Annotated in this window: 27 protein-coding genes; 11 read left to right on the top strand and 16 right to left on the bottom strand. The window is 71.1% G+C overall.

The window, feature by feature from the left end:
* Positions 1–395 precede the first annotated feature (395 nt).
* Positions 396–1,037: a DNA-3-methyladenine glycosylase gene (locus tag AC07FK_RS04835; RefSeq protein ID WP_479102605.1), complete on the bottom strand. Its 642-nt coding sequence runs from the start codon at positions 1,035–1,037 to the stop codon at positions 396–398.
* A 137-nt stretch (positions 1,038–1,174) separates the two neighbouring features.
* On the opposite strand from AC07FK_RS04835, the gene AC07FK_RS04840 reads away from it, so the two are divergent.
* From AC07FK_RS04840 to AC07FK_RS04850, 3 genes are all read left to right on the top strand, one after another.
* Positions 1,175–1,957 carry a sporulation protein gene (locus AC07FK_RS04840; protein ID WP_479102607.1) on the top strand — a complete coding sequence of 261 codons (783 nt, stop codon included), beginning with the start codon at positions 1,175–1,177 and terminating at the stop codon, positions 1,955–1,957.
* A 70-nt stretch (positions 1,958–2,027) separates the two neighbouring features.
* Positions 2,028–2,564, top strand: a complete 537-nt coding sequence (locus tag AC07FK_RS04845; RefSeq protein ID WP_479102609.1) for a YbhB/YbcL family Raf kinase inhibitor-like protein — start codon at positions 2,028–2,030, stop codon at positions 2,562–2,564.
* A gap of 144 nt (positions 2,565–2,708) precedes the next feature.
* On the top strand, positions 2,709–3,212 hold the full coding sequence (locus AC07FK_RS04850) for an HNH endonuclease (RefSeq protein WP_479102611.1): 504 nt from the start codon (positions 2,709–2,711) through the stop codon (positions 3,210–3,212).
* 79 nt (positions 3,213–3,291) lie between these two features.
* Here the strand turns inward: AC07FK_RS04850 and AC07FK_RS04855 are convergent, their stop codons facing one another.
* From AC07FK_RS04855 to AC07FK_RS04870, 4 genes are all read right to left on the bottom strand, one after another.
* Complete coding sequence (locus tag AC07FK_RS04855) at positions 3,292–4,059, bottom strand: sulfite exporter TauE/SafE family protein (RefSeq protein WP_479103887.1); 768 nt, start codon at positions 4,057–4,059, stop codon at positions 3,292–3,294.
* A 75-nt stretch (positions 4,060–4,134) separates the two neighbouring features.
* Positions 4,135–5,064 carry an SPFH domain-containing protein gene (locus AC07FK_RS04860; protein WP_138905376.1) on the bottom strand — a complete coding sequence of 310 codons (930 nt, stop codon included), beginning with the start codon at positions 5,062–5,064 and terminating at the stop codon, positions 4,135–4,137.
* A gap of 124 nt (positions 5,065–5,188) precedes the next feature.
* A complete protein-coding gene (locus AC07FK_RS04865) occupies positions 5,189–5,617 on the bottom strand; it encodes an NfeD family protein (protein ID WP_479102613.1) in 429 nt (142 codons plus the stop codon).
* Positions 5,618–5,675: 58 nt separating this feature from the next.
* Complete coding sequence (locus tag AC07FK_RS04870; protein WP_479102615.1) at positions 5,676–6,473, bottom strand: ABC transporter ATP-binding protein; 798 nt, start codon at positions 6,471–6,473, stop codon at positions 5,676–5,678.
* 124 nt (positions 6,474–6,597) lie between these two features.
* On the opposite strand from AC07FK_RS04870, the gene AC07FK_RS04875 reads away from it, so the two are divergent.
* On the top strand, positions 6,598–7,392 hold the full coding sequence (locus AC07FK_RS04875) for a hypothetical protein (protein ID WP_479102617.1): 795 nt from the start codon (positions 6,598–6,600) through the stop codon (positions 7,390–7,392).
* Between the two features lie 159 nt (positions 7,393–7,551).
* Here the strand turns inward: AC07FK_RS04875 and AC07FK_RS04880 are convergent, their stop codons facing one another.
* From AC07FK_RS04880 to AC07FK_RS04890, 3 genes are all read right to left on the bottom strand, one after another.
* Complete coding sequence (locus tag AC07FK_RS04880; RefSeq protein ID WP_453403525.1) at positions 7,552–7,800, bottom strand: chaplin; 249 nt, start codon at positions 7,798–7,800, stop codon at positions 7,552–7,554.
* 137 nt (positions 7,801–7,937) lie between these two features.
* A complete protein-coding gene (locus AC07FK_RS04885) occupies positions 7,938–8,600 on the bottom strand; it encodes a response regulator (RefSeq protein ID WP_479102619.1) in 663 nt (220 codons plus the stop codon).
* On the bottom strand, positions 8,593–9,777 hold the full coding sequence (locus tag AC07FK_RS04890) for a GAF domain-containing sensor histidine kinase (protein ID WP_479102621.1): 1,185 nt from the start codon (positions 9,775–9,777) through the stop codon (positions 8,593–8,595). Before AC07FK_RS04890 ends, AC07FK_RS04885 begins: the two co-directional genes overlap by 8 nt.
* Positions 9,778–10,096: 319 nt before the next feature.
* Here AC07FK_RS04890 and AC07FK_RS04895 point away from each other — a divergent pair, with 319 nt between their 5' ends.
* The 3 genes from AC07FK_RS04895 to AC07FK_RS04905 all read left to right on the top strand — a co-directional run bounded on the left by AC07FK_RS04895 (position 10,097) and on the right by AC07FK_RS04905 (position 13,212).
* Positions 10,097–10,816, top strand: coding sequence for an SDR family NAD(P)-dependent oxidoreductase (locus AC07FK_RS04895; protein WP_479102623.1), 720 nt, complete (start codon positions 10,097–10,099; stop codon positions 10,814–10,816).
* Positions 10,817–11,175: 359 nt separating this feature from the next.
* A complete protein-coding gene (locus AC07FK_RS04900) occupies positions 11,176–12,246 on the top strand; it encodes an S-adenosylmethionine:tRNA ribosyltransferase-isomerase (RefSeq protein WP_479102625.1) in 1,071 nt (356 codons plus the stop codon).
* Positions 12,247–12,483: 237 nt separating this feature from the next.
* On the top strand, positions 12,484–13,212 hold the full coding sequence (locus tag AC07FK_RS04905; protein WP_479102627.1) for a transglycosylase SLT domain-containing protein: 729 nt from the start codon (positions 12,484–12,486) through the stop codon (positions 13,210–13,212).
* 79 nt (positions 13,213–13,291) lie between these two features.
* On the opposite strand, the gene AC07FK_RS04910 is transcribed toward AC07FK_RS04905, so the two are convergent.
* Positions 13,292–15,847, bottom strand: coding sequence for an ABC transporter ATP-binding protein/permease (locus AC07FK_RS04910; protein ID WP_479102629.1), 2,556 nt, complete (start codon positions 15,845–15,847; stop codon positions 13,292–13,294).
* Positions 15,848–16,225: 378 nt separating this feature from the next.
* On the opposite strand from AC07FK_RS04910, the gene serB reads away from it, so the two are divergent.
* On the top strand, positions 16,226–17,452 hold the full coding sequence (gene serB, locus AC07FK_RS04915) for a phosphoserine phosphatase SerB (protein WP_479102631.1): 1,227 nt from the start codon (positions 16,226–16,228) through the stop codon (positions 17,450–17,452).
* An 86-nt stretch (positions 17,453–17,538) separates the two neighbouring features.
* On the opposite strand, the gene AC07FK_RS04920 is transcribed toward serB, so the two are convergent.
* From AC07FK_RS04920 to AC07FK_RS04935, 4 genes are all read right to left on the bottom strand, one after another.
* Positions 17,539–18,057, bottom strand: a complete 519-nt coding sequence (locus tag AC07FK_RS04920; RefSeq protein ID WP_479102633.1) for a SixA phosphatase family protein — start codon at positions 18,055–18,057, stop codon at positions 17,539–17,541.
* Between the two features lie 82 nt (positions 18,058–18,139).
* A complete protein-coding gene (locus tag AC07FK_RS04925) occupies positions 18,140–18,343 on the bottom strand; it encodes a hypothetical protein (RefSeq protein WP_479102635.1) in 204 nt (67 codons plus the stop codon).
* Positions 18,344–18,505: 162 nt separating this feature from the next.
* The gene (locus AC07FK_RS04930; RefSeq protein WP_479102637.1) at positions 18,506–18,622 is read right to left on the bottom strand and encodes an SGM_5486 family transporter-associated protein; all 117 of its coding nucleotides are present in this window, start codon (positions 18,620–18,622) and stop codon (positions 18,506–18,508) included.
* Positions 18,623–18,664: 42 nt separating this feature from the next.
* Positions 18,665–19,948: a CynX/NimT family MFS transporter gene (locus tag AC07FK_RS04935; protein WP_479102639.1), complete on the bottom strand. Its 1,284-nt coding sequence runs from the start codon at positions 19,946–19,948 to the stop codon at positions 18,665–18,667.
* Between the two features lie 63 nt (positions 19,949–20,011).
* On the opposite strand from AC07FK_RS04935, the gene AC07FK_RS04940 reads away from it, so the two are divergent.
* Entirely contained in the window at positions 20,012–20,686 is a 675-nt protein-coding gene (locus AC07FK_RS04940; protein ID WP_479102641.1) for a FadR/GntR family transcriptional regulator, read from the top strand.
* Positions 20,687–20,705: 19 nt separating this feature from the next.
* Here AC07FK_RS04940 and AC07FK_RS04945 read toward each other — a convergent pair whose 3' ends face one another.
* The 3 genes from AC07FK_RS04945 to fabG form a co-directional block, all read right to left on the bottom strand.
* Entirely contained in the window at positions 20,706–21,080 is a 375-nt protein-coding gene (locus AC07FK_RS04945) for a hypothetical protein (protein WP_479102643.1), read from the bottom strand.
* 199 nt (positions 21,081–21,279) lie between these two features.
* The gene (fabI, locus tag AC07FK_RS04950) at positions 21,280–22,047 is read right to left on the bottom strand and encodes an enoyl-ACP reductase FabI (protein WP_479102645.1); all 768 of its coding nucleotides are present in this window, start codon (positions 22,045–22,047) and stop codon (positions 21,280–21,282) included.
* Between the two features lie 4 nt (positions 22,048–22,051).
* Positions 22,052–22,771 carry a 3-oxoacyl-[acyl-carrier-protein] reductase gene (gene fabG, locus AC07FK_RS04955; RefSeq protein WP_479102647.1) on the bottom strand — a complete coding sequence of 240 codons (720 nt, stop codon included), beginning with the start codon at positions 22,769–22,771 and terminating at the stop codon, positions 22,052–22,054.
* A gap of 184 nt (positions 22,772–22,955) precedes the next feature.
* On the opposite strand from fabG, the gene AC07FK_RS04960 reads away from it, so the two are divergent.
* Positions 22,956–24,479, top strand: a complete 1,524-nt coding sequence (locus AC07FK_RS04960) for a TldD/PmbA family protein (protein ID WP_479102649.1) — start codon at positions 22,956–22,958, stop codon at positions 24,477–24,479.
* The gene (locus tag AC07FK_RS04965; RefSeq protein ID WP_479102651.1) at positions 24,476–25,867 is read left to right on the top strand and encodes a metallopeptidase TldD-related protein; all 1,392 of its coding nucleotides are present in this window, start codon (positions 24,476–24,478) and stop codon (positions 25,865–25,867) included. Before AC07FK_RS04960 ends, AC07FK_RS04965 begins: the two co-directional genes overlap by 4 nt.
* Positions 25,868–25,913 lie beyond the last annotated feature (46 nt).

Consider the following 25,913-nt stretch of genomic DNA (forward strand, 5'->3'; position numbering starts at 1 on the left):
TCAACATATCTGGCGTTGACTTTTGGCACGCTGTTGAGTTCTCAAGGAACGGACGCTTCCTTTGTACTCACCCTCTCGGGCTTTCCTCCGGGCTTCGTTCGGTATTTCGTGTTTCCGACTCTATCAGACGCTTTCGTGTCCGACTTCCTCGGCGCTTTCCAGTTCTTCGCTTTCGCGTTTCCCTTTCGGCGTGGTCACTACTTTAGCGGATTTCCCTTGCGGCTCATAATCGAGCCGGTGGGCAGGACATTCGGGCATGCCGAAATCGAACCCGTCAGGGAAGTCGTAGTAGTGGTTGGCCGCCTCGAGCTGCTTCGGTTGGCCCGGAAGCCCGTACCGACAGCAGTGCCCGTATCAAGCGGCTCGGGCCACATTAGGGGGCTGCCGGGGCAGCGTCAAGTTCGTCGGCGGCGCGGCGTGTGGGCCCTGAAGGGGCTGACCGTCGGGTCCCCGTCGATCCAGAACCGCCAGGGGTGGTCGGCGCCTTCGCCGCCCACGCCGGTGCGTGGACCGTTCCGCACCAGGTCGGCCGGGGCGGGCACACCGTGCAGTACGGAGAGAGGAGAGTCAGGGCCGGCGCAGAGGTCGGTGCCGTCGAGGGACCGGTCGATGGCCAGTCCCGTGGCGAGGCGTGCCGGCCCTTTGGCCAGTTCGTTGTCATTTCGGGCTGAAAGTCGCTGTTTGCGCACCAGGTCCTGGCCTTGAGTCACCTCTCCCCCGCGCAGCAGGACGCCGCTCGCGGTGTGCTCCTGTCCGCAGACCAGGTTGAGGCTGAACCACATGCCGTAGATGAAGTAGACGTACGCATGGCCGGGTGGGCCGAACATCGACGCGTTGCGCGCCGTCCTGCCGCGGTACGCGTGCGATCCCGGGTCGCCCGCGCCGTCATAGGCCTCGACCTCGGTGATGCGGAGTTCGATGGGGCCCTCGTCGGTGAGTCGTACGAGAGTGCGCCCCAGGAGGTCGGGGGCGACCTCCAGTACGGGGCGGTCGAAGAAGGTCCTGGGCAGCGGCGTACGGTCGGGGTCCGTGATCATGCCCTCCGATCGTAGTGGAAGCCGTCCGTTCGGGTAGGTGGCTCTCAGGCTGCGCCTTTGCCAGGGTGGGTGCGCGGAACCGGGCGTGGTCCTTGCGCGTTCGTACTGGTCAGAACCAAAGATCTGGGGAGGAAGCCATGGGCTTCAAGAAGTTGCTCGCGAGCTTGGGTGCCGGTGGCGCGTCGGTGGAGACGGTGCTGACCGAGGCGAACGTCGTGCCCGGCGGTGTGGTCCAGGGCGAGGTGCGCATCCAGGGCGGCTCGGTCGATCAGCAGATCGAGGGGCTGTCCGTCGGTCTGCAGGCGCGCGTCGAGGTCGAGGGCGGTGACCAGGAGGTCAAGCAGGACATCGAATTCGCGAAGCAGCGGCTCGGCGGCGCGTTCGAGGTGAAGGCCGGCGCGGTGCACGTGGTGCCGTTCGGGCTGGAGATCCCGTGGGAAACGCCGATCACCAGCATCGCCGGTCAGCAGCTGCCCGGTATGAACATCGGGGTGACGACCGAGCTGGAGATCGCCCGGGCCGTGGACTCCGGAGACCTGGACCCGATCAACGTCCACCCGCTGCCGGCGCAGCAGGCGATCCTGGACGCCTTCGTACAGCTGGGCTTCCGCTTCCGGAGCGCCGACATGGAGCGCGGTCACATCCGGGGGACGCGGCAGCGGCTGCCGTTCTACCAGGAGATCGAGTTCCAGCCGCCGCAGCAGTACCGCGGCCTCAACCAGGTCGAGCTGACCTTCGTGGCGGACGACCGTGAGATGGACGTCGTGCTGGAGATGGACAAGAAGCCGGGTCTCTTCAGTGAGAGCAGCGACTCGTACCGGGCCTTCAAGGTCGGTCTGAACGACTTCCAGGGGACCGACTGGGCGGCCTACCTCAACCAGTGGCTCGCTCAGGTCGGCGGTCAGCGCAACTGGCTCTAGGGCCGGAACGCGTACCCGTGGCGCAGGTTTCATGAAGAAGGCAGAAGACAGCCCCATCGGAGGTTCAGACGTGTCCGAGGCGAAGAAGCCGCCGCTTCCCCATGACTTCCACCCGCCGGTGCCCTCGTTCACCGTGGTGAGTGAGGACGTCGCCGACGGAGCGGTGTTGAAGGACGCCCAGGTGTACGCGGAGGGCAATACGTCCCCGCACCTGCGGTGGGAGGGCTTTCCCGCCGGGACCAAGAGCTTCGCCGTGACGTGCTTCGATCCCGACGCACCGACCGGCAGCGGTTTCTGGCACTGGACCGTCTTCGACATCCCGGCGACGGTGACGGAGCTCCCGGCCGGGGCGGGCAGCGGGAAGTTCGAGGGGCTGCCGGACGGTGCGGTGCAGGTCCGCAACGACTACGGCTCGAAGGACTTCGGCGGGGCGGCGCCGCCTGCGGGCGAGCGGCACCGGTACGTGTTCACGGTGTACGCGGTGGACACCGAGCGGCTCGGTCCCGACGCCGAGGCGTCCCCCGCCGCCGTGGGCTTCAATCTGCGGTTCCACACGCTCGGGCGTGCGCAGCTGGTCGCCGAATACGAGGCTCCCGCGGCGAGTTGAGCGTTCACTTTCCGTTTGCCCGTCCCTGGTCTTGGAAGAGATCAGGGACGGGCATCTTTTTATTGCGTTGTCCATCTCGGTGTGCCCGGTCAGAGTTGATCCAAGCCCGCCACGGGGTGGGCCGGCGCAGGGAGGGTGGGCGGGATGCGGGACACGCTGGTACTGAACGCGAGCTTCGAGCCGCTGTCTACGGTGACGTTGAACCGGGCGGTGGTGCTCGTCCTGACGGACAAGGCCGTCGTCGAGCAGGCCCATCCCGGACTGCGGATGCGTGCGGCCGCCGTGGATCTTCCGGTGCCGCAGGTGATCAGGCTGTGCCGCTATGTCCGGGTGCCCTTCCGAAGACACGCGCCGTGGTCGCGGCGCGGTGTGCTGATACGGGACCAGCACCGGTGCGCGTACTGCGGGCGGCGGGCCACCACGGTGGACCACGTGGTGCCGAAAGCACAGGGCGGTGGGGACGGCTGGCTGAACACCGTGGCGTCCTGCGCGGAGGACAATCACCGCAAGGCGGACCGTACGCCGGAGGAAGCGGGGATGCCGCTGCTGCACCGTCCGTTCGTGCCGACGCCCGCCGACGCGATGCTGCTCGCGCTGGGGGCCGACGAACGGTCCACGCTGCCGCAGTGGCTGGCGCAGTCCGCGTAGGGCCCGCGTCCGGCACACCTGGCCCGCTTCGCCGGGGGTCCTTCGGGACTCCTCGGGGAGGCGGGCCTCCGCATGCCGCTCAGCGCAGCAGGAGCTGGACGATCGCCACCGTGCCGACAGCCACGATCAGGGCGCGCAGCGCCGTCGGCGGCAGGCGACGGCCGATTCTGGCGCCGAGCTGGCCGCCGAGGGTGGAGCCGACCGCGATGAGGGCGACCGCCGTCCAGTCGAAGTCGGCGGCGAAGAGGAAGAAGGTCGCGGCGACGGTGTTGACGACGGCCGCGAGGACGTTCTTGGCGGCGTTGACGCGTTGCAGGGTGTCGGTGAGCAGCATGCCCATGAGGGCGACGTAGATGATGCCCTGGGCCGCTGTGAAGTAGCCGCCGTAGACGCTGGCGAGCAGGAGGCCGGTGATCAGGAGCGGGCCGCCGTCGGGGTCGCCGTCGGAGCCGCGGCGCTCGCGGCGGCGCTTGACCGCCCGGGTGATGCGGGGCTGCAGGACGACCAGGACCAGGGCGAGGCCGACGAGGACCGGCACGATCGTCTCGAAGGCGGTCGGGGGCAGGGCGAGCAGCAACACGGCTCCGCAGAGGCTCCCGACGGCGGCTGCCGCTCCGAGCCGCAGGATGCGGCGGCGCTGGCCGGTGAGTTCCTTGCGGTAGCCGATGGCGCCGCTGATCGCGCCGGGGATCAGGCCGAGGGCGTTCGAGACGGTCGCGGTCACGGGCGGCAGGCCGGTGGCGAGCAGGACCGGGAAGGTGATGAGGGTTCCGGAGCCGACGATGGTGTTGATGGTCCCCGCGCCCACGCCCGCGGCGAAGACGGCGAGCATCTCCCAGATGGTCACGGTGTGCCCTTCGTGCATGATCGTTGCTTGGAGCATCGATCATGCACGACGGGAAGGCCGCCCTCGCCGAAGGGGTCAGTCGATGGGGGGTTCCTGGCGGCGCTCCTGGCCTGTGTTGAAGCCGGGGCCGCCGCCGCTGAAGTTGCCGAAGGCGCCGCTGAGGCCCTTGAGGGCGTCGCCGATCTCGCTGGGGACGATCCAGAGCTTGTTGGCGTCGCCCTCGGCGATCTTCGGGAGCATCTGGAGGTACTGGTACGAGAGGAGCTTCTGGTCCGGGTCGCCGGCGTGGATGGACTCGAAGACCGTACGGATGGCCTGGGCCTCGCCCTCGGCGCGCAGGGCGGACGCCTTGGCCTCGCCTTCGGCGCGCAGGATCGCGGACTGCTTCTCGCCCTCGGCGGTGAGGATGGCGGACTGCCTGATGCCCTCGGCGGTGAGGATCGCGGCGCGCTTGTCGCGGTCGGCGCGCATCTGCTTCTCCATCGAGTCCTGGATGGAGGTGGGCGGCTCGATCGCCTTGAGCTCGACGCGGTTGACGCGGATGCCCCACTTGCCGGTGGCCTCGTCGAGGACGCCGCGCAGCGCCGCGTTGATCTCCTCGCGGGAGGTCAGGGTCCGCTCCAGGTCCATGCCGCCGATGATGTTGCGGAGCGTCGTGACGGTGAGCTGCTCGATCGCCTGGATGTAGCTGGCGACTTCGTACGTCGCGGCCCGGGCGTCGGTGACCTGGTAGTAGATGACGGTGTCGATGTTGACGACCAGGTTGTCCTGGGTGATCACCGGCTGGGGCGGGAAGGGCACGACCTGTTCGCGCAGGTCGATCCGGTTGCGGATCGAGTCGATGAACGGGACGACGATGTTCAGGCCGGCGTTGAGGGTGCGCGTGTAGCGGCCGAAGCGCTCCACGATGGCGGCGCTGGCCTGCGGGATGACCTGGATCGTTTTGATCAGGGCGATGAAGACCAGCACCACCAGAATGATCAGGACGATGATGACGGATGACATCGCGTTTCCCGTGCCCTTCGTGTCGTGCTTCTCGGGAGTCCGGCCCGGTCGCGCGCGGACGATCTGATGATCAATCTTCCCAGAACGCGGGCCGGTGTGCGGGGTGTTCGGCTCACCTGGCCGGTTACATCACCACGGCCGTCGCTCCGTCGATCTCGACGACGTCCACCTGGCGGCCGGGTTCGAAGCTCTGGTCCGCGTCGAGGGACCGCGCGGACCACACCTCGCCCGCGAGTTTGATCCGGCCGCCGCTGCCGTCGACCCGTTCGAGCACCACGGCCTGACGCCCCCTCAGGGCGTCGATGCCGGTGCGGTGTTCGGGCCGCTCGGAGCGGTGGCGGGCGGCTATCGGGCGTACGACGGCGATCAGCGCGACCGAGACCGCGACGAAGACCAGTACCTGGGCGACGATTCCGCCGCCCAGGCTCGCGGTCACGGCGCCGGCGACCGCGCCCGCCGACAGCATTCCCAACTCGGGCATCGCGGTCACCACGAGCGGAATTCCCAGCCCGACAGCGCCGATCAGCCACCACACCCATGCGTCGATGTCCACATGGTCATGGTAGGGGCGGGCGCTCTTCGCCGACAGGGCGCGAGCACCGCTCCGGAGGTCAGCCGAGCGGGAGGCCCTGGGCGGTCCAGCGGTCGGACCTGCACTCGACGACGAGCGGGAGGCCGAAGCACAGGGAGAGGTTGCGGGAGGTCAGTTCGGTCTCCACCGGGCCGGCGGCGAGGACCTTGCCCTGGCGGATCATCAGGACGTGCGTGAAGCCCGGGGCGATCTCCTCGACATGGTGCGTGACCATGATCATCGAAGGGGCGTACGGGTCGCGGGCGAGACGGCCGAGACGGCGGACGAGGTCTTCGCGGCCGCCGAGGTCGAGACCGGCGGCGGGCTCGTCGAGGAGCAGCAGCTCGGGGTCGGTCATCATCGCGCGGGCGATCATCGTGCGCTTGCGCTCGCCCTCGGAGAGGGTGCCGAACTTCCGGTCCAGGTACGCGGTCATGCCGAGGCGGTCGAGGAAGGCACGGGCGCGCTGCTCGTCGACCTCGTCGTAGTCCTCGTGCCAGGTGGCGGTCATGCCGTACGCCGCGGTGAGCACCGTCTGAAGGACCGTCTGGCGGCGGGGCAGCTTGTCGGCCAGCGCGATGCCGGCCATGCCGATGCGCGGGCGGAGCTCGAACACGTCGGTGCCGGGGCTGCCCAGCTGCTCGCCGAGGATCCTGGTGCTGCCGGTGGTCGGGAAGAGATAGCTGGAGGCGACGTTCAGCAGGGTGGTCTTTCCGGCGCCGTTCGGGCCGAGGATCACCCAGCGCTCGCCCTCCTTGACCGACCAGGAGACGTCTTCCACCAGAGCGCGTCCGTCGCGGACCACGGATACGTCCACCAGCTCCAGTACATCGCTCATGAGCGCGTTGTCTCCCCATGCAGTCTCGAGAATGTCGGGCATGCCTGTAGGCAAAGCTCCAGGGGAAAACCTACGCCACCGGTCGCGGGGTCCGTCTGCTAGGTCCATTCCCTAGGCTGGGGCCATGCTCTCGGAACCTCGTTCAGGACGACTGGCCGCTTGGGGAAACGCCCTGCTGGCCGGACTCGCATCACCGGATCACGTCGCGCTCGCCATCGTCGGGGAGGACGCGGTGCACCGGGTGGAAGGCGTGCCCGGGGAGGCGGGGCCCGTGGGGCTCACGCTGACCCTGGGGCGGCTGCGCACGCTGGGGGCCACCGGTTTCCGGGTGGCGCTGCCCGCTCCGGGGCATCCGCTGGGGCTCAGCGGGCCGCCGGAGTTCAACGCGCGGGCGCTGGAGGCGGAGGAGGCGGTGGTCTGCTCGGGGGCGGCACTGGGGCTGGTGCCGGAGGTGTACGAGGTGGGGCCGGAGGGGGACGTACGGGTCGAGGTGCTGTGGCACTGCCTGCCCGTACGGGAGGCTCCGCCCGCCGATGTGCCGTCGCTCGGGGAGGCCGAGCGGGAGCTGGCGGAGGCCCTGCGGGACGCGACGGCGGTGCTGTCGCGGCTCGATGTGGCGGGGTCGGGCCAGGTGGCCGAGGCCGCGATCGACGCGTACCGGGCGCGGGTGGAGGGCGGCGGCGGTCAGGTGCTGGCTCCCGGGTATCCGCCGCGGGCGGTCCGCGTGCTGGAGCTGGCGCAGCGGGTGGGGCTTCTCGTCTCGGTGGCGTACGAGAACGGGCACGGCGGCGCGGTGAGCGCGTCGGAGATGGCGGCCCGGGTGGAGGCGCTGCGGCCGGTGGAGCGGGTGGCCCGGCGGGCGCAGGTGGCGGCGTTCAACGCGTGGGTGGAGGAACGGGAGCGGGGGCGCGAACGCTGAGTGGGGGGCTCGCGGGGCGTGCCGACTGCGCGGGCGTGCGGGCGGCTTGCGCCGGGGCGTGCGGTCCCGGGGTGCGTGGGCCCGGGGTGCGTGGGCCCGGTGGGGAGTACGCGACCGGCCCCCAGGCGGGTGCCTGGGGGCCGGTGGTCACCGCTGGGGTCAGCGGTTGATGCCGTGGTTCCCGAAGGCCGGGTTGAGGGCGCCGATGACGTTGACGGTGTTGCCGACGGCGTTCACCGGGACGTGGACCGGGGCCTGGACCAGGTTGCCGGAGCCGACGCCCGGCGAGTGGACGGCCTTGCCCTGCGCCAGCGCACCGCTGTCGGTGGCGGAGGCAACACCGGCTCCGGCGGCGACGAGGCCACCCGCGACCATGGTGACGGCAGCGGCCTTCTTCAGGTTCTTCACTTCAGGATCCTCCTAGACGTTGCCGCGGCCAGCCGCCGCAGCACGCCATGAAGAACGGCTGCCGGCCCTGGGGGATGCGCCATTCGGGGGACATACACCCGACGGTATGAATCTCGTACCGGACGTAGACCGTCCGATTAACCCGTAATCCCATGTCGCACGGCCCACAGGGCCGCCTGCGTGCGGTCGGAGAGATCGAGTTTCATCAGGATGTTCGACACATGCGTCTTGACGGTCTTCTCCGAGAGGACGAGGACGCGGGCGATCTCCCGGTTGGAGCGGCCGTCGGCGATCAGCGTGAGCACCTCCCGCTCCCGTTCGGTGAGCGTGCTCCCCCGGCCCGTGCCGCCGTTCCCCTCCTCCTGCGCGAGCAGCGCGCCCGCGACCTCCGGCTGGAGGAGGACGTGCCCCGCGTGCACGGAACGGATGGCGCCGGCCAGAGCGTCCGGGTCCACGTCCTTGTAGACGTATCCCGAGGCGCCCGCGCGCAGGGCGGGGACGACGGTGCGCTGCTCGGTGAAGCTGGTGACGATCAGCACCTTCGCCGGGTTGGCCAGTTCGCGGAGCTTGCGGAGCGCGTCGATGCCGTCGGAGCCGGGCATCTTGATGTCCATCAGCACGACGTCGGGGCGCAGCTCCTCCGCGCGGGCGACGCCCTCCGCCCCGTCCGCCGCCTCGCCGACGACCTCGATGTCGTCCTGCACTTCCAGGAAGGTGCGCAGACCGCGGCGTACTACCTGGTGGTCGTCGACCAGCAGTACGCGGATGCCGTTCTTCGACGGCCGTGCGGCGTCAGCCACCGGGGACCTCCATCTCGATCGTGGTGCCCTTGCCGGGCGCCGATTCCACGGTGAGCCTGCCGCCCGCGCCGCCTGCGCGGTCGCGCATCGAGACCAGGCCGAGGTGGCGGCCCGCCCGGCGGACCGTCTTCGGGTCGAAGCCGCTGCCGTCGTCCGTGACGCGCAGCCTTGCGCCCTGGCCGCGCTTATCCAGTACGACGTCGACGTGCTCCGCGCCGGAGTGGCGCAGCGCGTTGTGCAGCGCCTCCTGGGCGACCCGCAGCAGGGCCTCCTCCTGGGCGGCGGGCAGGGCGCGTACACCGCTGCTGTGGAAGGTGACGCGGGCGGTGTGGGCGCGGTCCATGACGTGGATCTGGGTGCGCAGGGTGGCGATCAGGCCGTCCTCGTCGAGCGCGGCCGGGCGCAGCTCGACGACCGCGGCGCGCAGCTCGTCCGCCGCCTCTGCGGCCAGCGAGGCCACCTGCTGCAGTTCGCCCTTGGCGCGGGCCGGGTCGCGGTCGACCAGGGCTGCGGCGGCCTGGGCGGTCAGGCGCAGGGAGAAGAGCTTCTGGCTCACGGCGTCGTGCAGTTCGTGGGCCAGCCGGGAGCGCTCCTCGGCGATGGTCAGCTCGCGGCTGCGCTCGTACAGGCGGGCGTTGGTCAGGGCGATCGCGGCATGCTGGGCGAGCATGCCGAGCAGTTCCTCGTCGTCCTCGGTGAAGCCGCAGGCTCCGTCGGGCTTGGGGCAGCGCTTGTTCGCGAGGAAGAGCGCGCCGATGACCTCGTCGCCGTCGCGGATGGGCAGGCCGAGGAAGTCGGACATCTCCGGGTGCGCGGAGGGCCAGCCCTCGAAGCGCGGGTCCTTGCGCACGTCGGCGAGGCGCTCGGTGTGGGCGCCGTGCAGCATCGACGCGAGGATGCCGTGCTGGCGCGGCAGCGGGCCGATGGCCTTCCACTGCCCGTCGGTGACGCCGTCGACCACGAACTGGGCGAAGCCTCCGTGGTCGTCCGGGACGCCCAGGGCGGCGTACTCGGCGTCGAGCAGCTCGCGGGCGGAGGCGACGATCGTCTTCAGTACGTCACGCACTTCCAGGTGCCGGCTCATCGCGAGCAGCGCGGAACTCACGGCCGTCAGGCCGGCGCGCGGGGACGGGCTCTCCCCTGCTCGAACGCAGTTGAGAGCGTGGGGATCGCTCATGTGGCCACCGTACCGGCGGGGCGGGGAGGTCGTATCGGACCTGGGGTGGGGCTCGCTTGGGGCGCGAGACGTAGGGCTGGGGGCGGGGGCGGCTCGGAGCCGGTGGGCCGGGCAGGGGTGCGGGGGTGCGGGCGGTGTGCGGACTCGCTGGGTGCGGGTGTGGGTGTGGGAGTGGCGGGCCTAGGGCTTGGGGACCGGTGCCTGAGGTCTAGGGCCAAGTGACCTGGGCGGGTGGGGCCGATGGCTGAGGCGCGGGGCGGACTCGGGTTCCTACGTTGAGGGCATTCATGCGGCGCCTGGGACGAAGGGGACGGTTGTCATGCCGGTTGCGATCATTACGGGGGCTTCGAAGGGGCTGGGCCGGGCCTTGGCCACGGCGCTCGCCGAGCGGGGCTGGGAGCTGGTACTCGATGCCAGGAGCCCTGACGTACTGGAGGACTCGGCGCGGGAGGCGCGCACGTACGGGACACGGGTGGTGGCCGTGGCCGGGGACGTCACCGACGCCGCGCACCGGTCGGAGCTGGTGGCCGCCGCGCGGGGGCTCGGCGGACTCGACCTGCTGGTGAACAACGCGAGCGCGCTGGGGGCCGAGCCCCTCGTACGGCTGGAGGCCCTGCCGCTGGAGGGGCTGCGGTCGGCGCTGGAGACGAATGTCGTGGCGGCGCTCGGGCTCGTGCGGGAGGCGCTGCCGCTGCTGCGGGCGGCGGGGGGCCGTGGCGGGGCCGTGCTCTCGGTGACTTCGGACGCCGCGGTGGAGGCGTACGAGACGTGGGGCGGTTACGGGGCTTCCAAGGCGGCGCTCGACCAGTTGTCGGCGGTGCTGGCGGCGGAGGAGCCGGGGCTGCGGGTGTGGGCGGTCGATCCGGGCGACATGCGGACCGATCTGTACGCGGCGGCCGTACCGGACGACGACGGGTGGCGGCCGGAGCCGGCCGCGGTCGTTCCGGCGTTGCTGCGGCTGGTGGAGGGGGCGGGGCCGGGGCCGGGGCTGGGCAGTGGGCGGTACGTGGCTTCTGCGTTGCCGGAGGGGCAGCGGTGAGGGGGGACGGTGTGGAGGGCGCCGGTCGGGTGCGGGGCGGTGGCGTTGGCGGGGTGGGACGGGTGCCGGGCGGAGGCGGCGGTGCGGAGCCTGTGCCTGGCGGGGGCGGGGGGGCGGTGCCGACCCCGGGCGTCTCCTCCCGGCACCGTGAAGAAGCCGACGCGGCGGGGAATCAGGCCCCGGGGTCCCGGCGCCGTGACGAAGCCGATGCGGCCGGAAGTCGGCCCCCGGGGCCGGGCCGGGGGCGGAGTGGCCGGTTGTGGGAGGGGGACCGCAGGTCGGGGCTGCCTGGTGGGGTCGGGGCGCCGGGTGGTGGGGGAGGCAGGGACTCCGGTTCGGGGGGCGTTGGGGTCGGTGGGGTGCCTGAGGGGCTTTTGGCTCGGGTGCCTGCTGAGGTGCGGGGAGCGGGGCGTGACGACGTAAGGCTGCTCGTGTCGCGGGGTACCGCGGTGTCGCACCATGCGTTCCGGGAGCTGCCCGGGCTGCTGCGGGCCGGTGACGTGCTGGTGGTGAACACCTCCCCCACGCTCGCCGCTGCAGTGGACGGGCGGGTGCAGGAGGAGGGCGTGGTGGTGCACTTCTCCACGCGCGGGGACGACGGGCGCTGGTCCGTGGAGTTGCGCGGCCCGCTCGGGACGGGGGCCACCCGGCCGCGTCGCGGCGGGCCGGCGGGGACCGTCGTACGGCTGCCGGAGGGCCGGCGGCTGGTGCTGGAGGAGCCCGTCGGCGCGGGCGGGGACCGGTTGTGGTGGGCCCGGGTGTCGGGCGGTGCGGTGGCGGAGCTGCTGCGGCGGTACGGGCGGCCGATCCGGTACGGGTACACCGAGCGGGACCAGCCGTTGGCGGCGTACCAGACGGTCTTCGCCCTGCCGGGCGCCGACGGCGAGGGTTCGGCGGAGATGCCGAGTGCCGGGCGGCCCTTCACGGCGGCGACCGTGGCGGAGCTGGTGAGCCGGGGGGTGCAGTTCGCGCCGCTCACCCTTCATACGGGCGTCGCTTCGGCGGAGGCGCACGAGCCGCCGTACCCGGAGCGCTTCGCGGTGCCGGCCGCGAGCGCCAGGCTGGTGAACGCGGCCCGCGCGGCGGGCGGGCGCGTCGTCGCGGTGGGGACGACGGCGGTGCGGGCGCTGGAGTCGGCGGCCGGGCCGGACGGCGTCGTGCGGGCGGCGGCGGGCTGGACCGGTCTCGTCGTCACACCCGAGCGGGGCGTTCGCGTCGTGGACGGGCTGCTGACCGGGCTGCACGAGCCGCGGGCGTCACACCTGCTGATGCTGGAGGCGGTCGCGGGACCGGCCGCTCTGCACCGCGGATACGCCGAGGCGCTGCGGCACCGCTACCTCTGGCACGAGTTCGGCGATGTACACCTGCTTCTTCCGGAGGAGCGTGTCCGGGCCGCTCACGGGGAGCATCGCACGAGCAACTACGGGTGAGTTCCGTACCGGCCCGATGTGAGCCCGCGCATAGGACTCACGTCACTTACGAAGGGGCGTAGTGGACGCATAAGGGGCGTCTGGGCTGGGTAGAGCCTCGCGCCTGGCCCTTGCGCGAAGGTCCACGTCCACTACCCGGGATCGTACGTCACACCTTTGCCACAGGATTTTGCGGACGCTAACAATGGCTGCCGTCGCGGACTCCGCGGCTTCCGCTATTCGAAGAGGTACGTCTGCATGTCCGCGTCTCGCACCCCTGGCTATAGCCGTCTGAACAAGAACCACAAGTTCTCGATCGCCGGTGTCGCCGCCCTCGGCGCCGCCGCCCTCACGTTCTCGCTCGTCCCCGACAACGCGTCGGCCGAGGCCGACACGCAGTCGGTGGCCGCCGCGGCTCCGGTCGCGTGGTCGGCAGCCGCCGGCAGCGTCCAGGCCAAGACAGTGCACACGAGCATCACGCAGCAGCAGGTCGGCGCCGACAAGGTGGCCAAGGCCGTGGCCGAGGCCCGTGCGAAGGCCGACGCCAAGGCCCAGGCCGCCGCCAAGGCGAAGGCCGCGGCCGACGCCAAGGCCAAGGCCGAGGCGAAGAAGCGCGCCGACGAGCGTGCGGCCGCGAGCCGCGCCGCCGCGCGCAAGCCGGTCTATGCGAACAACCTCGACGGGTGGATCCGTGAGGCGATGTCCATCATGAAGAAGCACAACATCCCCGGGTCCTACGAGGGCATCCACCGCAACATCATCCGCGAGTCCTCCGGCAACCCGCGCGCGATCAACAACTGGGACATCAACGCCATCAACGGCATCCCGTCCAAGGGTCTGCTCCAGGTCATCAAGCCGACCTTCGACGCCTACCACGTCGCAGGCACGAAGCACGACCAGTACGACCCGGTCGCCAACATCGTCGCCGCCTGCAACTACGCGGCGGACCGCTACGGCTCCATGGACAACGTCAACAGCGCCTACTGAGCCTGACGTCCGAGAGTGCGCGAAAGGGCGGCACCCGCGTGGGGTGCCGCCCTTCGGCGTGTCCGGTGCCGGGGCGCCGTTACTTGCGCATGACCTCGGGCTCGTGGCGGCGCAGCAGGCGCACCACCAGGAGGCCGCAGAGGGCGCCGATGCCGAGCAGTACGCTCATGTCGAAGATCCACTGACCGGCGGTGTGGTCCCACAGCCCGTCGAGGTTGAGCGGGTCCCACGGCATGGTGACGTTGAGCTGCGCCGTGGTGCCGAGGGCGGCGACGGCCCAGCGCGACGGCATCAGCCAGGCGATCTGCTCGATGCCCGGGCTGTCGTGGAGCTGGAAGAGCACGCCGGTGAAGACGACCTGGACGATCGCGAACATCACCAGCAGCGGCATCGTCTTCTCCGCCGTCTTCACCAGCGCGGAGATGATCAGACCGAACATCATCGAGGTGAAGCCGAGCGCGCTGATGACGATCGTCATCTCGACGACCGGGGTGTCCTCGAAGATGACGCCTTCGGCCGGCAGCTTCGAGCGGGCGCCGAAGCCGATCGCCGCGATGATCACGCCCTGCAGGGCGGTGATGAACCCGAGGACGATGACCTTGGACATCAGGTACGCCGAGCGGGACAGGCCGGTGGCGCGCTCGCGCTCGTAGATGACCCGTTCCTTGATCAGCTCACGGACCGAGTTGGCGGCGCCGGAGAAGCACGCGCCGACCGCGAGGATCAGCAGGATCGTGCCGACGTCCTTGTTGACCAGCCTGTTCTTCTCCGGACCGAAGCCCAGGCCGCTGTCCGCCGGGATCACGGTGCTGACGACGCCGAGTACCGCGGGCAGGATCAGCATGAGGCCGATGAAGCCCTTGTCGGACACGATCACCGACACATACCGGCGGATCAGGGTCCACAGCTGCGAGCCCCAGCTCTGCGGCTTGGGCGGGCGCATCTGCTGCGGGGGCGGCATGTTCACGGGCTGGGCGGCGACGGCGTCGATGTCCGCGGCGTACATCTGGTAGTGCTGGGAGCCGCGCCAGCGGCCCGCCCAGTCGTAGTCGCGGTAGTTCTCGAACGCGGAGAACACGTCGGCCCAGGTGCTGTAGCCGAAGAAGTTCAGCGCCTCCTCGGGCGGGCCGAAGTACGCGACGCTGCCGCCGGGGGCCATGACGAGGAGCTTGTCGCAGATCGCGAGCTCGGCCACCGAGTGGGTGACGACCAGGACGGTGCGGCCGTCGTCGGCGAGGCCGCGCAGCAGCTGCATGACGTCGCGGTCCATGCCCGGGTCGAGGCCGGAGGTCGGCTCGTCGAGGAAGATCAGCGACGGCTTGGTCAGCAGCTCCAGGGCGACCGAGACGCGCTTGCGCTGGCCACCGGAGAGGGAGGTGACCTTCTTCTCCTTGTGGATGTCCAGCTTGAGCTCGCCGAGGACCTCGTTGATGCGCTGCTCGCGCTCGGCCTCCGTGGTGTCCGCGGGGAAGCGGAGCTTGGCGGCGTACTTGAGGGCCTTCTTCACGGTCAGTTCCTTGTGCAGGATGTCGTCCTGCGGGACCAGACCGATGCGCTGACGCAGCTCGGCGAACTGCTTGTAGAGGTTCCGGTTGTCGTAGAGGACGTCGCCCTGGTTGGCGGGCCGGTAGCCGGTGAGCGCCTTGAGCAGGGTGGACTTGCCGGATCCGGAGGGGCCGATGACGGCGATGAGCGACTTCTCCGGGACGCCGAAGGAGACGTCCTTGAGGATCTGCTTGCCGCCGTCGACGGTCACCGTGAGGTGGCGCGCGGAGAAGGAGACCTCACCGGTGTCGACGAACTCCTCGAGCCGGTCTCCGACCAGGCGGAACGTCGAGTGGCCGACGCCGACGATGTCGGTGGGGCCGAGGAACACGGTGCCGGACTTGGGGATCGGCTGACCGTTGACGTACGTGCCGTTGTGGCTGCCGAGGTCGCGGATCTGGAAGCGGCCGTCGGGCGTCGCGGTGAACTCGGCGTGCAGGCGGGAGACCTGGAGGTCGGAGACCACCAGTTCGTTCTCCAGGGCACGGCCGATCCGCATCACGCGGCCCATGGACACCTGGTGGAACGTCGTCGGGCTGCGGTCGCCGTACACCGGCGGAGCCCCCGCGCCGCCGCCGGCCGGGCTGCCCTGCTGGTGCGGCACCTGCGCCTGGTGGGGCGGCTGCTGTGCCTGGTGGGGCGGCTGCTGCCATGCCTGCTGGGGCTGCTGCTGGCGCTGCGCGTCCTGCGGCTGCGGGGTCCAGGCGGGAGCACCCTGCTGCTGGTGCGCCTGCTGCTGGTGCGGCGCCTGCTGCTGGGCCATGGCGGCCTGCCCGCCGGGCGCGCCCGCGCCGGTGAGGGTGAGCCGCGGCCCGTCGGTCGCGTTCCCCAGGTGCACGGCCGATCCGGGGCCGATCTCCATCTGGTGGATCCGCTGGCCCTGCACGTAGGTGCCGTTGGTGCTGCCGTGGTCCTCGATGACCCAACTGCGCCCGCCCCAGCTGACGGTGGCGTGCCGCCACGAGACCCTGGCGTCGTCGACCACCAGATCACCCTGAGGATCACGCCCGAGGGTGTACGACCTGGACGGATCGAGCGTCCAGGTCCTTCCATTCAATTCCAGTACGAGTTCCGGCACTCCGCGCCCCACTAGTTGTCCCCCGAGTTACCCCCGTCGCAGGGAGTCTAGGGATGCTGAACATCGGTGGGCACTATTTCAGGCCCAGTCCCGAATTAGAAAGTCGAGCCCCGCGCGGGCCGTTCGGGATTGCCTTTCGCGTGGGAGGAATGCACCCGGAGAGGAACGAGAAGGCATGAGTCGTACGGATCATGCGTCAACGCGACAAGGTGGTACAGGCCGGTCGACTCCTGCCGTCGACATCACGCCACTCTCGGCCGAGGCATTTTTCTACGCGGTGTAGTGACGCGACTCCACCGCGTAAAAGAGGGGCGGAGTGCCTGGGCCCGGTGTCCGGTGGTCGGGACAGGAGGTGAGGGCGGCGGAAGGGCCCGATACGGTAGAGACATCATGAGCGCATCCCAGCCGAGTCGGCCCAGTCAGTCTCCCGACGCTGCACCCACCCTTCTCGTCAAGATCTTCGGGAAGGACCGCCCCGGAATCACCGCCGGGCTCTTCGACACGCTTGCCGCCTACTCCGTCGACGTCGTCGACATCGAGCAGGTCGTCACCCGGGGCCGCATCGTCCTGTGCGCTCTGGTCACCGAGCCCACGGTGGGCACCGCCGGTGAGCTGCGCGCCACCGTGCACAGCTGGGCCGACTCGCTCACCCTCCAGGCCGAGATCATCTCGGGTACGGGCGACAACCGGCCGCGCGGCAGCGGCCGTTCGCACGTCACGGTGCTCGGGCACCCCCTGACCGCCGAGTCGACCGCCGCCATAGCGGCCACGATCACCGGCACCGGCGGCAACATCGACCGCATCTTCCGGCTCGCCAAGTACCCGGTGACCGCGGTGGAGTTCGCGGTCTCCGGTACGGAGACCGAGGCCCTGCGCACCGCGCTGGCGCTGGAGGCCGCCGAGCTGGGGATCGACGTGGCCGTGGTGTCGGCGGGGCTGCACCGGCGCGCCCAGCGCCTGGTCGTGATGGACGTGGATTCCACGCTCATCCAGGACGAGGTCATCGAGCTGTTCGCCGCGCACGCGGGCTGCGAGGACCAGGTCGCCGAGGTCACCGCGCAGGCGATGCGCGGTGAGCTGGACTTCGAACAGTCGCTGCACGCGCGCGTGGCCCTGCTCGCCGGGCTCGACGAGGACGTGGTGGACAAGGTGCGCCAGGAGGTGCGGCTCACGCCCGGCGCCCGCACCCTGATCCGTACGCTCAAGCGGCTCGGTTACCAAGTAGGCGTCGTGTCCGGCGGGTTCACGCAGGTCACCGACGACCTCCAGGAGCGGCTCGGGCTGGACTTCGCGTCCGCCAACACGCTGGAGATCGTGGACGGAAAGCTCACCGGCCGTGTCGTCGGCGAGATCGTGGACCGTGCGGGCAAGGCCCGGCTGCTGCGCCGCTTCGCCGCCGAGGCGGGCGTACCGCTCTCCCAGACCGTCGCGGTCGGCGACGGCGCCAACGACCTCGACATGCTGAACGCGGCGGGGCTGGGTGTCGCCTTCAACGCCAAGCCCGTGGTGCGCGAGGCCGCCGACACCGCTGTGAACGTGCCCTTCCTGGACACCGTGCTGTATCTGCTCGGCGTCACCCGCGAAGAGGTCGAGGCGGCCGACGGTCTGGCCGAGTGACCACGCGGGTGTGAGGACGGCAGGAGGCCCCGGCGCGCGCCGCGCCGGGGCCTTCGGTCGTACGTACCGGAGAACGGGGGCCGGGCTCAGTCGTGCGGGGCCCAGTAGTCCAGGAGCTTGCCCACGCCGTGCTCCACGGACTTCCACGAGCCGGTGAAGCCGATGACCGCGAACGAGGCGGTCGGGAAGCCGCTCTTGGTCATGCGGGCCATCGCGTCGCCCTCGCCGCTGCCCGCGAGCGCGTCGGCGGCGGCGTGCATGCTGGGATTGTGCCCGATGACGAGCAGGTCGTTCACGTCGTCGGGCGTTTCGTTCAGAAGGGCGAGGAGGTCACCGAGGGTGGCCTCGTACAGCCGCTCCTCGTAGACGGTCTTGGGGCGCCTCGGCAGTTCCTGCACGGCCAGCTTCCAGGTCTCACGCGTCCTGGTGGCGGTCGAGCACAGAGCCAGGTCGAAGGTGATGCCCGTGTCGGCCAGCCGGTGGCCGGCGACGGGGGCGTCCATGCGGCCGCGGTCGGCGAGCGGCCGATCGTGGTCGGACACCTGCGGCCAGTCGGCCTTCGCATGCCGGAGTAGGACGATCCTGCGGGGTGTATCGACGCTCATGCATCCCAGCTTCGCACGAATCCCGCCACGGGGCGCAGGGTGTTGGCGGGCTGCCCCGACACGGGTGACGGGGCCCGGGCGACTAGTGGGACAGGGTTTGCCGGACGCGCTCCACGAGGTGCGTGACGCCCGGATCGCCGGCTGCCGCCTGCGCCTCGCCCGGCCCCGCGATCAGGAGCAACAGGACGGCGAAGGCCAGGGCGGGGAGGGCGACGGCCCACCACGGGAGCCTGGCGCCGGCGCCGGAGGCCGGTGGGTTGGTCCGGGTGTGTGCGCGGGCCGCCATGACCGCCTCCGTCGTCGCTGTTCGGCTGATGTACGTCAACCTACGGAGTGCGCACGCGGGAACCCATCCGGTGACCCACCCAGTTCACCCTGACCCTGGCCCCCTAAGGGGTGGTGGGGACAGCCCCACCACCGCCGGGGCGTGCGCGTCGGGCGGCGGGGCTCACGGTGAGGCCAGGGTCGCGATGATCGCGATGAGGACCGTGACGCCGAGCATCGCGCCGAGCACGAGCAGCAGCTTCTTCTGGCCGTTCTGGGGGTTCGGCTCGAGTACAGGCATACGGCCAGTCTCGCACCCTTTGTACGCCCGGCCCCGACCGGGTCAGGCGAGTTCGTCCTCGATCGTACGGTCGCGTCCGGCCAGTACGCCGACCACGATCTGCGGCACCATCAGGCCCGCCATCAGGCCGATCGGCAGGCCCCAGCTGCCGCTGTGCTGGTAGAGCACGCCGACCAGCAGCGGCCCGGGGATGGAGACGAGGTAGCCGGTGCTCTGGGCGAAGGCGGAGAGCCGCACGACGCCCGCGCCGCTCTTCGCGCGCATCCCGATCATGGTCAGGGCGAGCGGGAAGGCGCAGTTGGAGACGCCGAGCAGCAGGGCCCACGCCCAGGCGCCGGCGGCGGGGGCGAGGTAGAGACCGGCGTAGCCCATCAGGCCGCTGAGGCCGAGTGCGACGACGATCGGGCCCTGGTTGCGCATGCGGGAGGCGACGCGCGGGATGACGAACGCGAGCGGGATGCCCATCGCCATGGTCACGGCGAGCAGGACGCCGGCCGTGCCGGCGGAGACCCCGGCGTCGCGGAAGATCTGCGGCATCCACCCCATGGTGATGTACGCCGCGGTGGCCTGGAGCCCGAAGAAGCAGGCCAGCGCCCACGCCGTGCGGCTGCGGGTGATGCTCAGGGCGGGGCCGGTGGCGCTCCCCCGCCCGGGGGCGGCCGGGGTGCGGGGCGCCCGGGTGGCAGAGTGGCGTGTGAGGACGAGCCAGGGCAGTACCGCGACGGCGGCCAGGGTGCCCCACACGGCGAGGCCGGTCTGCCAACTGCCGCCGAGCGCCCTGGTCATGGGGACGGTGGCGGCGGCCGCGAGGGCGGTGCCGAGGGCGAGGGCCATCGAGTAGAGCCCGGTCATCTGGCCGACGCGGTCGGGGAACCAGCGCTTGACGATGACCGGCATCAGGATGTTGCTCACCGCGATGCCCATGAGGGCGAGGGCGCTGGCGGCGAGGAATCCCGCCGTACTGCCCAGGTAGGGGCGGATCAGGAGGCCGGCGGCGATGGCCGCCATCCCGGCGCAGACGATCGCGCCGGGGCCGAACCGGCGGGCGAGCCGGGGCGCGGTGAGGCCGAAGAGGGCGAAGCAGAGCGGCGGTACGGAGGTCAGGAGACCGGCGACGCTGCCGCTCATGCCCAGCCCGGCGCGGACCTCCTCGAGGAGCGGGCCGAGGCTGGTGATCGCCGGGCGGAGGTTGAGGGCGGCGAGGACGAGGCCGAGGACCACGAGCCGGGTGACCCAGACCGACCGGACGCGGGGCCGCGACGGCGGCTGCTGCTGTACGGAGGCTTCGGCGGCGGGCTTCAGGGTTCGGGTCTCGTCACTGGCCATGGATCCATCATAGAATCATGGGATGATTGGTTGTCCAATCCTGAACCAGGGAGCACTGCCACCATGGCGCTGACGTCACCCCGCCGTTCGGCTCTCGCCGACCAAGTGATCACCGAGCTGCGCAACGCGATCACCTCGGGCGAGTGGCCGGTGGGGTCGCGCATTCCGACCGAGCCCGAGCTGGTCGAGCAGCTGGGCGTCGCCCGCAACACCGTCCGCGAGGCGGTGCGCGCGCTGGCGCACAACGGGCTGCTGGACATCCGGCAGGGCTCCGGTACATACGTCCTCGCCACCAGCGAGCTGGCCGGCGTGATGCACCGCCGGTTCGCGGACGCCGACCCCCGCCACATCGCGGAGCTGCGCTCGACGCTGGAGTCCTCGGCGGCCCGGCTCGCGGCCCGGCGGCGTACCGACCGCGACATGCGGCAGCTGGACACGGTGCTCGCGCGGCGGGAGGAGGCGTGGGCCTCGGGCGACGCGGAGCTCTTCGTACGGGCGGACGCGACGCTGCACCTGGCCGTGGTCGCCGCCTCGCACAACGACGTGCTCATCGGCCTGTACGCGGACCTCGGCGACCTGCTGCGCGACTGGCTGCGCGAGGACGTGGGGCAGGAACTGCGGCCCGAGGACCACATGGACCACGGGCGGCTGATCGAGGCGATCCGGGCGCGCGACGCGGGCACGGCGGCCACCGAGGCGGCGGGGTACTCGCTCAAGTGCCTCGGGGACCGGGGGTAGGGGCGCGGACCCCCGCGCGCTACATCCGGTGGTGGCTGACCCACGCCGTGCGGACTTCCTTCCAGCAGCGGTCGGTGAGGCGCACCGTCTGCGCGGGTCCGACCTCGACGGGCGGGCCGTCGGCGTCGATGTCCCACCAGCGGTCGCACTCGACGTGCAGCCGGACCAGGTCGGTCACGGGGTACGGGTTGTGGCAGTACGCGACGACGCGCGAGCCCTCGACGGTCGTACGGCAGGTGGAGCCGAAGAGGGCGACCTGCGGGGCCGACTCCCTCACGTCCGCGGGCCCGGGCCCCGGTTCCGGCGCGCGCCCGGCGACGGCCGGGGCGGCCAGGGTGGCGGCGGCGGCCAGGGCCAGCGCGCCGACTGCGGCTCGACGGTTCGACGGGCGCACATGCGCCACCTCCTCCCCTCAGAGCGCCGGGTGTGTCCCGGTTTCCTCAGTGTGCGGGGAGTCGCCGGTCTTTTCGACTCGGGAAGGGTTCGTGCACGCAGGGTGACCGCCCGCGGCGCCCGCACGCGAAAGCCGCGCGACCGGTCCGGTGGACGGTCGCGCGGCTCGTGTACGGCGTCTTGTGTACGGCGTCGCGGAATCAGGCGCCGATCGCGTGCAGCCCGCCGTCGACGTGGACGATCTCGCCGGTCGTCATCGGGAACCAGTCGGAGAGCAGCGCGACGACGCCGCGGCCGGCCGGCTCCGGGTCGGACATGTCCCACTTCAGCGGGGAGCGGTCGTCCCAGACGCCCGCCAGGTCCGCGAAGCCCGGGATGGACTTGGCGGCCATGGAGCCGAGCGGTCCGGCGGAGACCAGGTTGCACCGGATACCCTCCGGACCCAGGTCGCGGGCGAGGTAGCGGGAGGTGGCCTCCAGCGCGGCCTTGGCAGGGCCCATCCAGTCGTACTGCGGCCAGGCGAACTGCGCGTCGAAGGTGAGGCCGACGACCGAACTGCCGCTGCTCATCAGCGGGCGGCACGCCATGGTGAGCGACTTCAGCGAGAACGCCGAGACGTGCATCGCCGTGGCGACGGACTCGAACGGCGTGTTGAGGAAGTTGCCACCGAGCGCGTCCTGCGGCGCGAAGCCGATGGAGTGGACGACGCCGTCGAGACCGCCGAGTTCGGCGCGGACCAGGCCCTCCAGCCGGTCCAGGTGCTCGGTGTTGGTCACGTCCAGCTCGATGACCTTGGTCGGCTTCGGCAGCCTCTTCGCGATGCGCTCGGTCAGCGTGGGGCGGGGAAAGGCGGTCAGGATGACTTCGGCACCCTGCTCCTGGGCCAGCTTGGCGGTGTGGAAGGCGATGGAGGACTCCATCAGCACACCCGTGATGAGGATGCGCTTGCCGTCGAGGATTCCACTCATGTGATCAGTGACCCATGCCCAATCCGCCGTCAACCGGGATGACGGCTCCAGTGATGTACGACGCGTCGTCGGAGGAGAGGAAGCGCACGGTGGCGGCGATCTCCTCCGGCTGCGCGTAACGGCCGAGCGGCACCTGGGCGACGATGCCCTTGCGCTGCTCGTCCGTGAGCACTCCGGTCATGTCGGTGTCGACGAAACCGGGCGCGACGACGTTGAAGGTGATGTTGCGCGAGCCCAGCTCACGGGCGAGCGAGCGCGCGAATCCGACCAGACCGGCCTTGGACGCGGCGTAGTTCGCCTGCCCGGCCGAACCGAGGAGTCCGACGACGGAGGAGATCAGGACGACCCGCCCCTTCTTGGCGCGCAGCATGCCGCGGTTGGCGCGCTTGACGACCCGGAAGGTGCCAGTGAGGTTGGTGTCGAGTACGGACGTGAAGTCCTCCTCGGACATGCGCATCAGGAGCTGGTCCTTGGTGACGCCGGCGTTGGCCACCAGCACCTCCACGGGACCGTGCTTCTCCTCGATCTCCTTGTAGGCCTGCTCCACCTGTTCGGTGTCCGTGATGTCGCACCGGACGGCGAGGCAGCCGAGTTCGGTGAGGGCGGCCGGTGGTTCGCCGGAGCGGTACGTGAACGCGACCTTGTCGCCGGCATCGGCGAAAGCGCGGGCGATGGCGAGGCCGATGCCCCGGTTTCCTCCGGTGACGAGAACCGAGCGGCTCAACGGATCACCCTTTCCATAGCGGTCTGGTACTGACCGAAACTATCGGTACCGGACCACGTACGGAGAATCGGGCCCTGACAGCGCGTAGCGGCGCCCTCTGTCGGGTCCCTACAGAATGTGGTGGGCAACGGGGCCGGGACCACGACATGATCGGGGGACCGGTCTCGACGACTAGGAGTCATCCGTGCCTCATTCCATCGACGAAGCGTTCACAGCCCTCCCGCTGCGCGCGCTCGCCGACGCGGCGCTCGCGCGTGCCCGCGCGCTGGGCGCCGACCATGCCGATTTCCGCTTCGAACGGGTGCGCAGCGCCTCCTGGCGGCTGCGCGACGCCAAGCCGTCGGGCTCCTCCGACACCACGGACCTCGGGTACGCGGTGCGGGTGGTGCACGGCGGGAGCTGGGGTTTCGCCTCGGGGGTCGATCTCAGCATGGACGCCGCCGCGCGGGTCGCGGGACAGGCGGTGGCGATGGCGAAGCTGTCGGCGAAGGTGATCAGGGCGGCCGGGTCCGACGAGCGGGTGGAACTGGCGGACGAGCCGGTGCACGCCGACCGGACGTGGGTCTCGGCGTACGACGTCAATCCGTTCGACGTGCCGGACGAGGAGAAGGCGGGGCTGCTCGCCGACTGGAGCGCCCGGCTGCTGGCGGCCGACGGCGTCGCGCACGTGGACGCCTCGCTGCTGACCGTGCAGGAGAACAAGTTCTACGCGGATACGGCGGGCACCGTCACCACCCAGCAGCGGGTGCGGCTGCATCCGCAGCTCACGGCGGTCGCGGTGGACGCGGCGACCGGTGAGTTCGACTCGATGCGCACCGTCGCGCCGCCGGTGGGGCGGGGCTGGGAATACCTGCTGGGGACCGGCTGGGACTGGGACGGCGAGCTGGAGCGGATGCCGTCGCTGCTCGCCGAGAAGATGCGCGCGCCGAGTGTGGAGGCGGGGACGTACGACCTGGTCGTGGACCCGTCGAACCTGTGGCTGACCATCCACGAGTCGATCGGGCACGCGACGGAGCTGGACCGCGCGCTGGGGTACGAGGCGGCGTACGCCGGGACCTCCTTCGCGACCTTCGACCGGCTCGGGAAGCTGGCGTACGGGTCGCCGATCATGAACGTCACGGGTGACCGGACCGCCGAGCACGGGCTCGCCACGGTCGGGTACGACGACGAGGGCGTCGAGGCGCAGTCCTGGGACCTGATCAGGAACGGCACGCTCACCGGCTACCAGCTGGACCGGCGCATCGCGAAGCTGACGGGTCTCGGCCGGTCGAACGGCTGCGCCTTCGCGGACTCCCCCGCCCACGTGCCGGTGCAGCGCATGGCGAACGTGTCGCTCCAGCCGGATCCCGGCGGGCTCTCCACCGAGGAGCTGATCGGCAGCGTCGAGCGCGGGATCTACGTCGTCGGGGACCGGTCGTGGTCGATCGACATGCAGCGGTACAACTTCCAGTTCACCGGGCAGCGCTTCTTCCGGATCGAGAACGGGCGGCTCGCGGGCCAGCTGCGCGACGTGGCGTACCAGGCGACGACCACGGACTTCTGGGGTTCGATGACCGCGGTCGGCGGCCCGCAGACGTACGTCCTGGGCGGCGCCTTCAACTGCGGCAAGGCCCAGCCGGGCCAGGTCGCGGCCGTCTCGCACGGATGCCCGTCGGCTCTCTTCCGCGGCGTCACCATCTTGAACACCACGCAGGAGGCCGGCCGATGAGCCGCACAGTCAAGCCGTACGAGATCGTCGAGCGGGCCCTGGAGCTGTCCACGGCCGACGGCTGCGTGGTCATCGCCGACGAGCACTCCTCCGCCAATCTGCGCTGGGCGGGCAACGCGCTCACCACGAACGGCGTCACGCGCGGGCGCACGCTCACCGTGATCGCCACCGTCGACGGCTCGCGGGGCACGGCGTCCGGCGTCGTGTCGCGGTCGGCCGTCACGGCCGGCGAGCTGGAACCGCTGGTACGGGCCGCGGAGGCGGCGGCGCGCGGCGCGGGGCCGGCGGAGGACGCCCAGCCGCTGGTGTCCGGGGTGCCGGACTCCCCCGGCTTCAGGGACGCGCCGGCCGAGACCTCGTCCGGCGTCTTCACCGACTTCGCGCCCGCGCTGGGCGAGTCCTTCGCCCGCGCCAGGGCCGGCGGCCGGGAGCTGTACGGCTTCGCGCACCACGAGATGACGTCCACCTACCTCGGTACGTCGACGGGTCTGCGCCTGCGCCACGACCAGCCCAACGGCACCCTGGAGATCAACGCCAAGTCGCCGGACCGCAGCCGCTCGGCCTGGGCCGGGTACGCGACCCGGGACTTCAAGGACGTGGATCCGGCGGCCGTCGACGCCGAGCTGGCGACGCGCCTGAGCTGGGCCGAGCGCCGGATCGACCTGCCGGCGGGGCGCTACGAGACGCTGCTGCCGCCCACCGCCGTCGCGGACCTGCTGGTGTACCAGATGTGGTCGTCGGCGGCCCGGGACGCCGCCGAGGGCCGCACGGTGTTCAGCAGGCCGGGCGGCGGGACCCGCGTCGGCGAGACCTTGTCCGAGCTGCCGCTGACCCTGCGCAGCGACCCGTACGCGCCCGGCCTGGAGTCGGCGCCCTTCGTCGTCGCGCACTCCTCGGGCGACGACTCCTCGGTCTTCGACAACGGGCTGCCCCTGGCCCCGACCGACTGGGTGCGCGAAGGCCGGCTGGAGCACCTGGTCGCCACACGGCACAGCGCGGGGCTGACCGGGCTGCCGGTGGCGCCGGCGATCGGGAACCTGATCCTGGACGGCGGCGGGGAGCGTTCCCTTCAGGAGATGGTCGCCTCGACCCGGCGCGGGCTGCTGCTGACCTGCCTCTGGTACATCCGCGAGGTCGACCCGGCCACGCTGCTGCTGACCGGTCTGACCCGCGACGGCGTCTATCTCGTGGAGGACGGCGAGGTGGTCGGCGAGGTGAACAACTTCCGGTTCAACGAGTCGCCGGTCGACCTGCTCTCGCGGGCCTCGGAGGCCGGACGTACCGAGAAGACGCTGCCGCGCGAGTGGGGCGACTGGTTCACACGGGCCGCCATGCCGCCGCTGCGCGTCCCTGACTTCAACATGAGTTCGGTGAGTCAGGGCGTGTGACGCCCATAGACTGACCGGGAGCAATCCACAGCGTTCGAACATCCGA

The organism is Streptomyces sp. NPDC046122, from assembly GCF_056429965.1.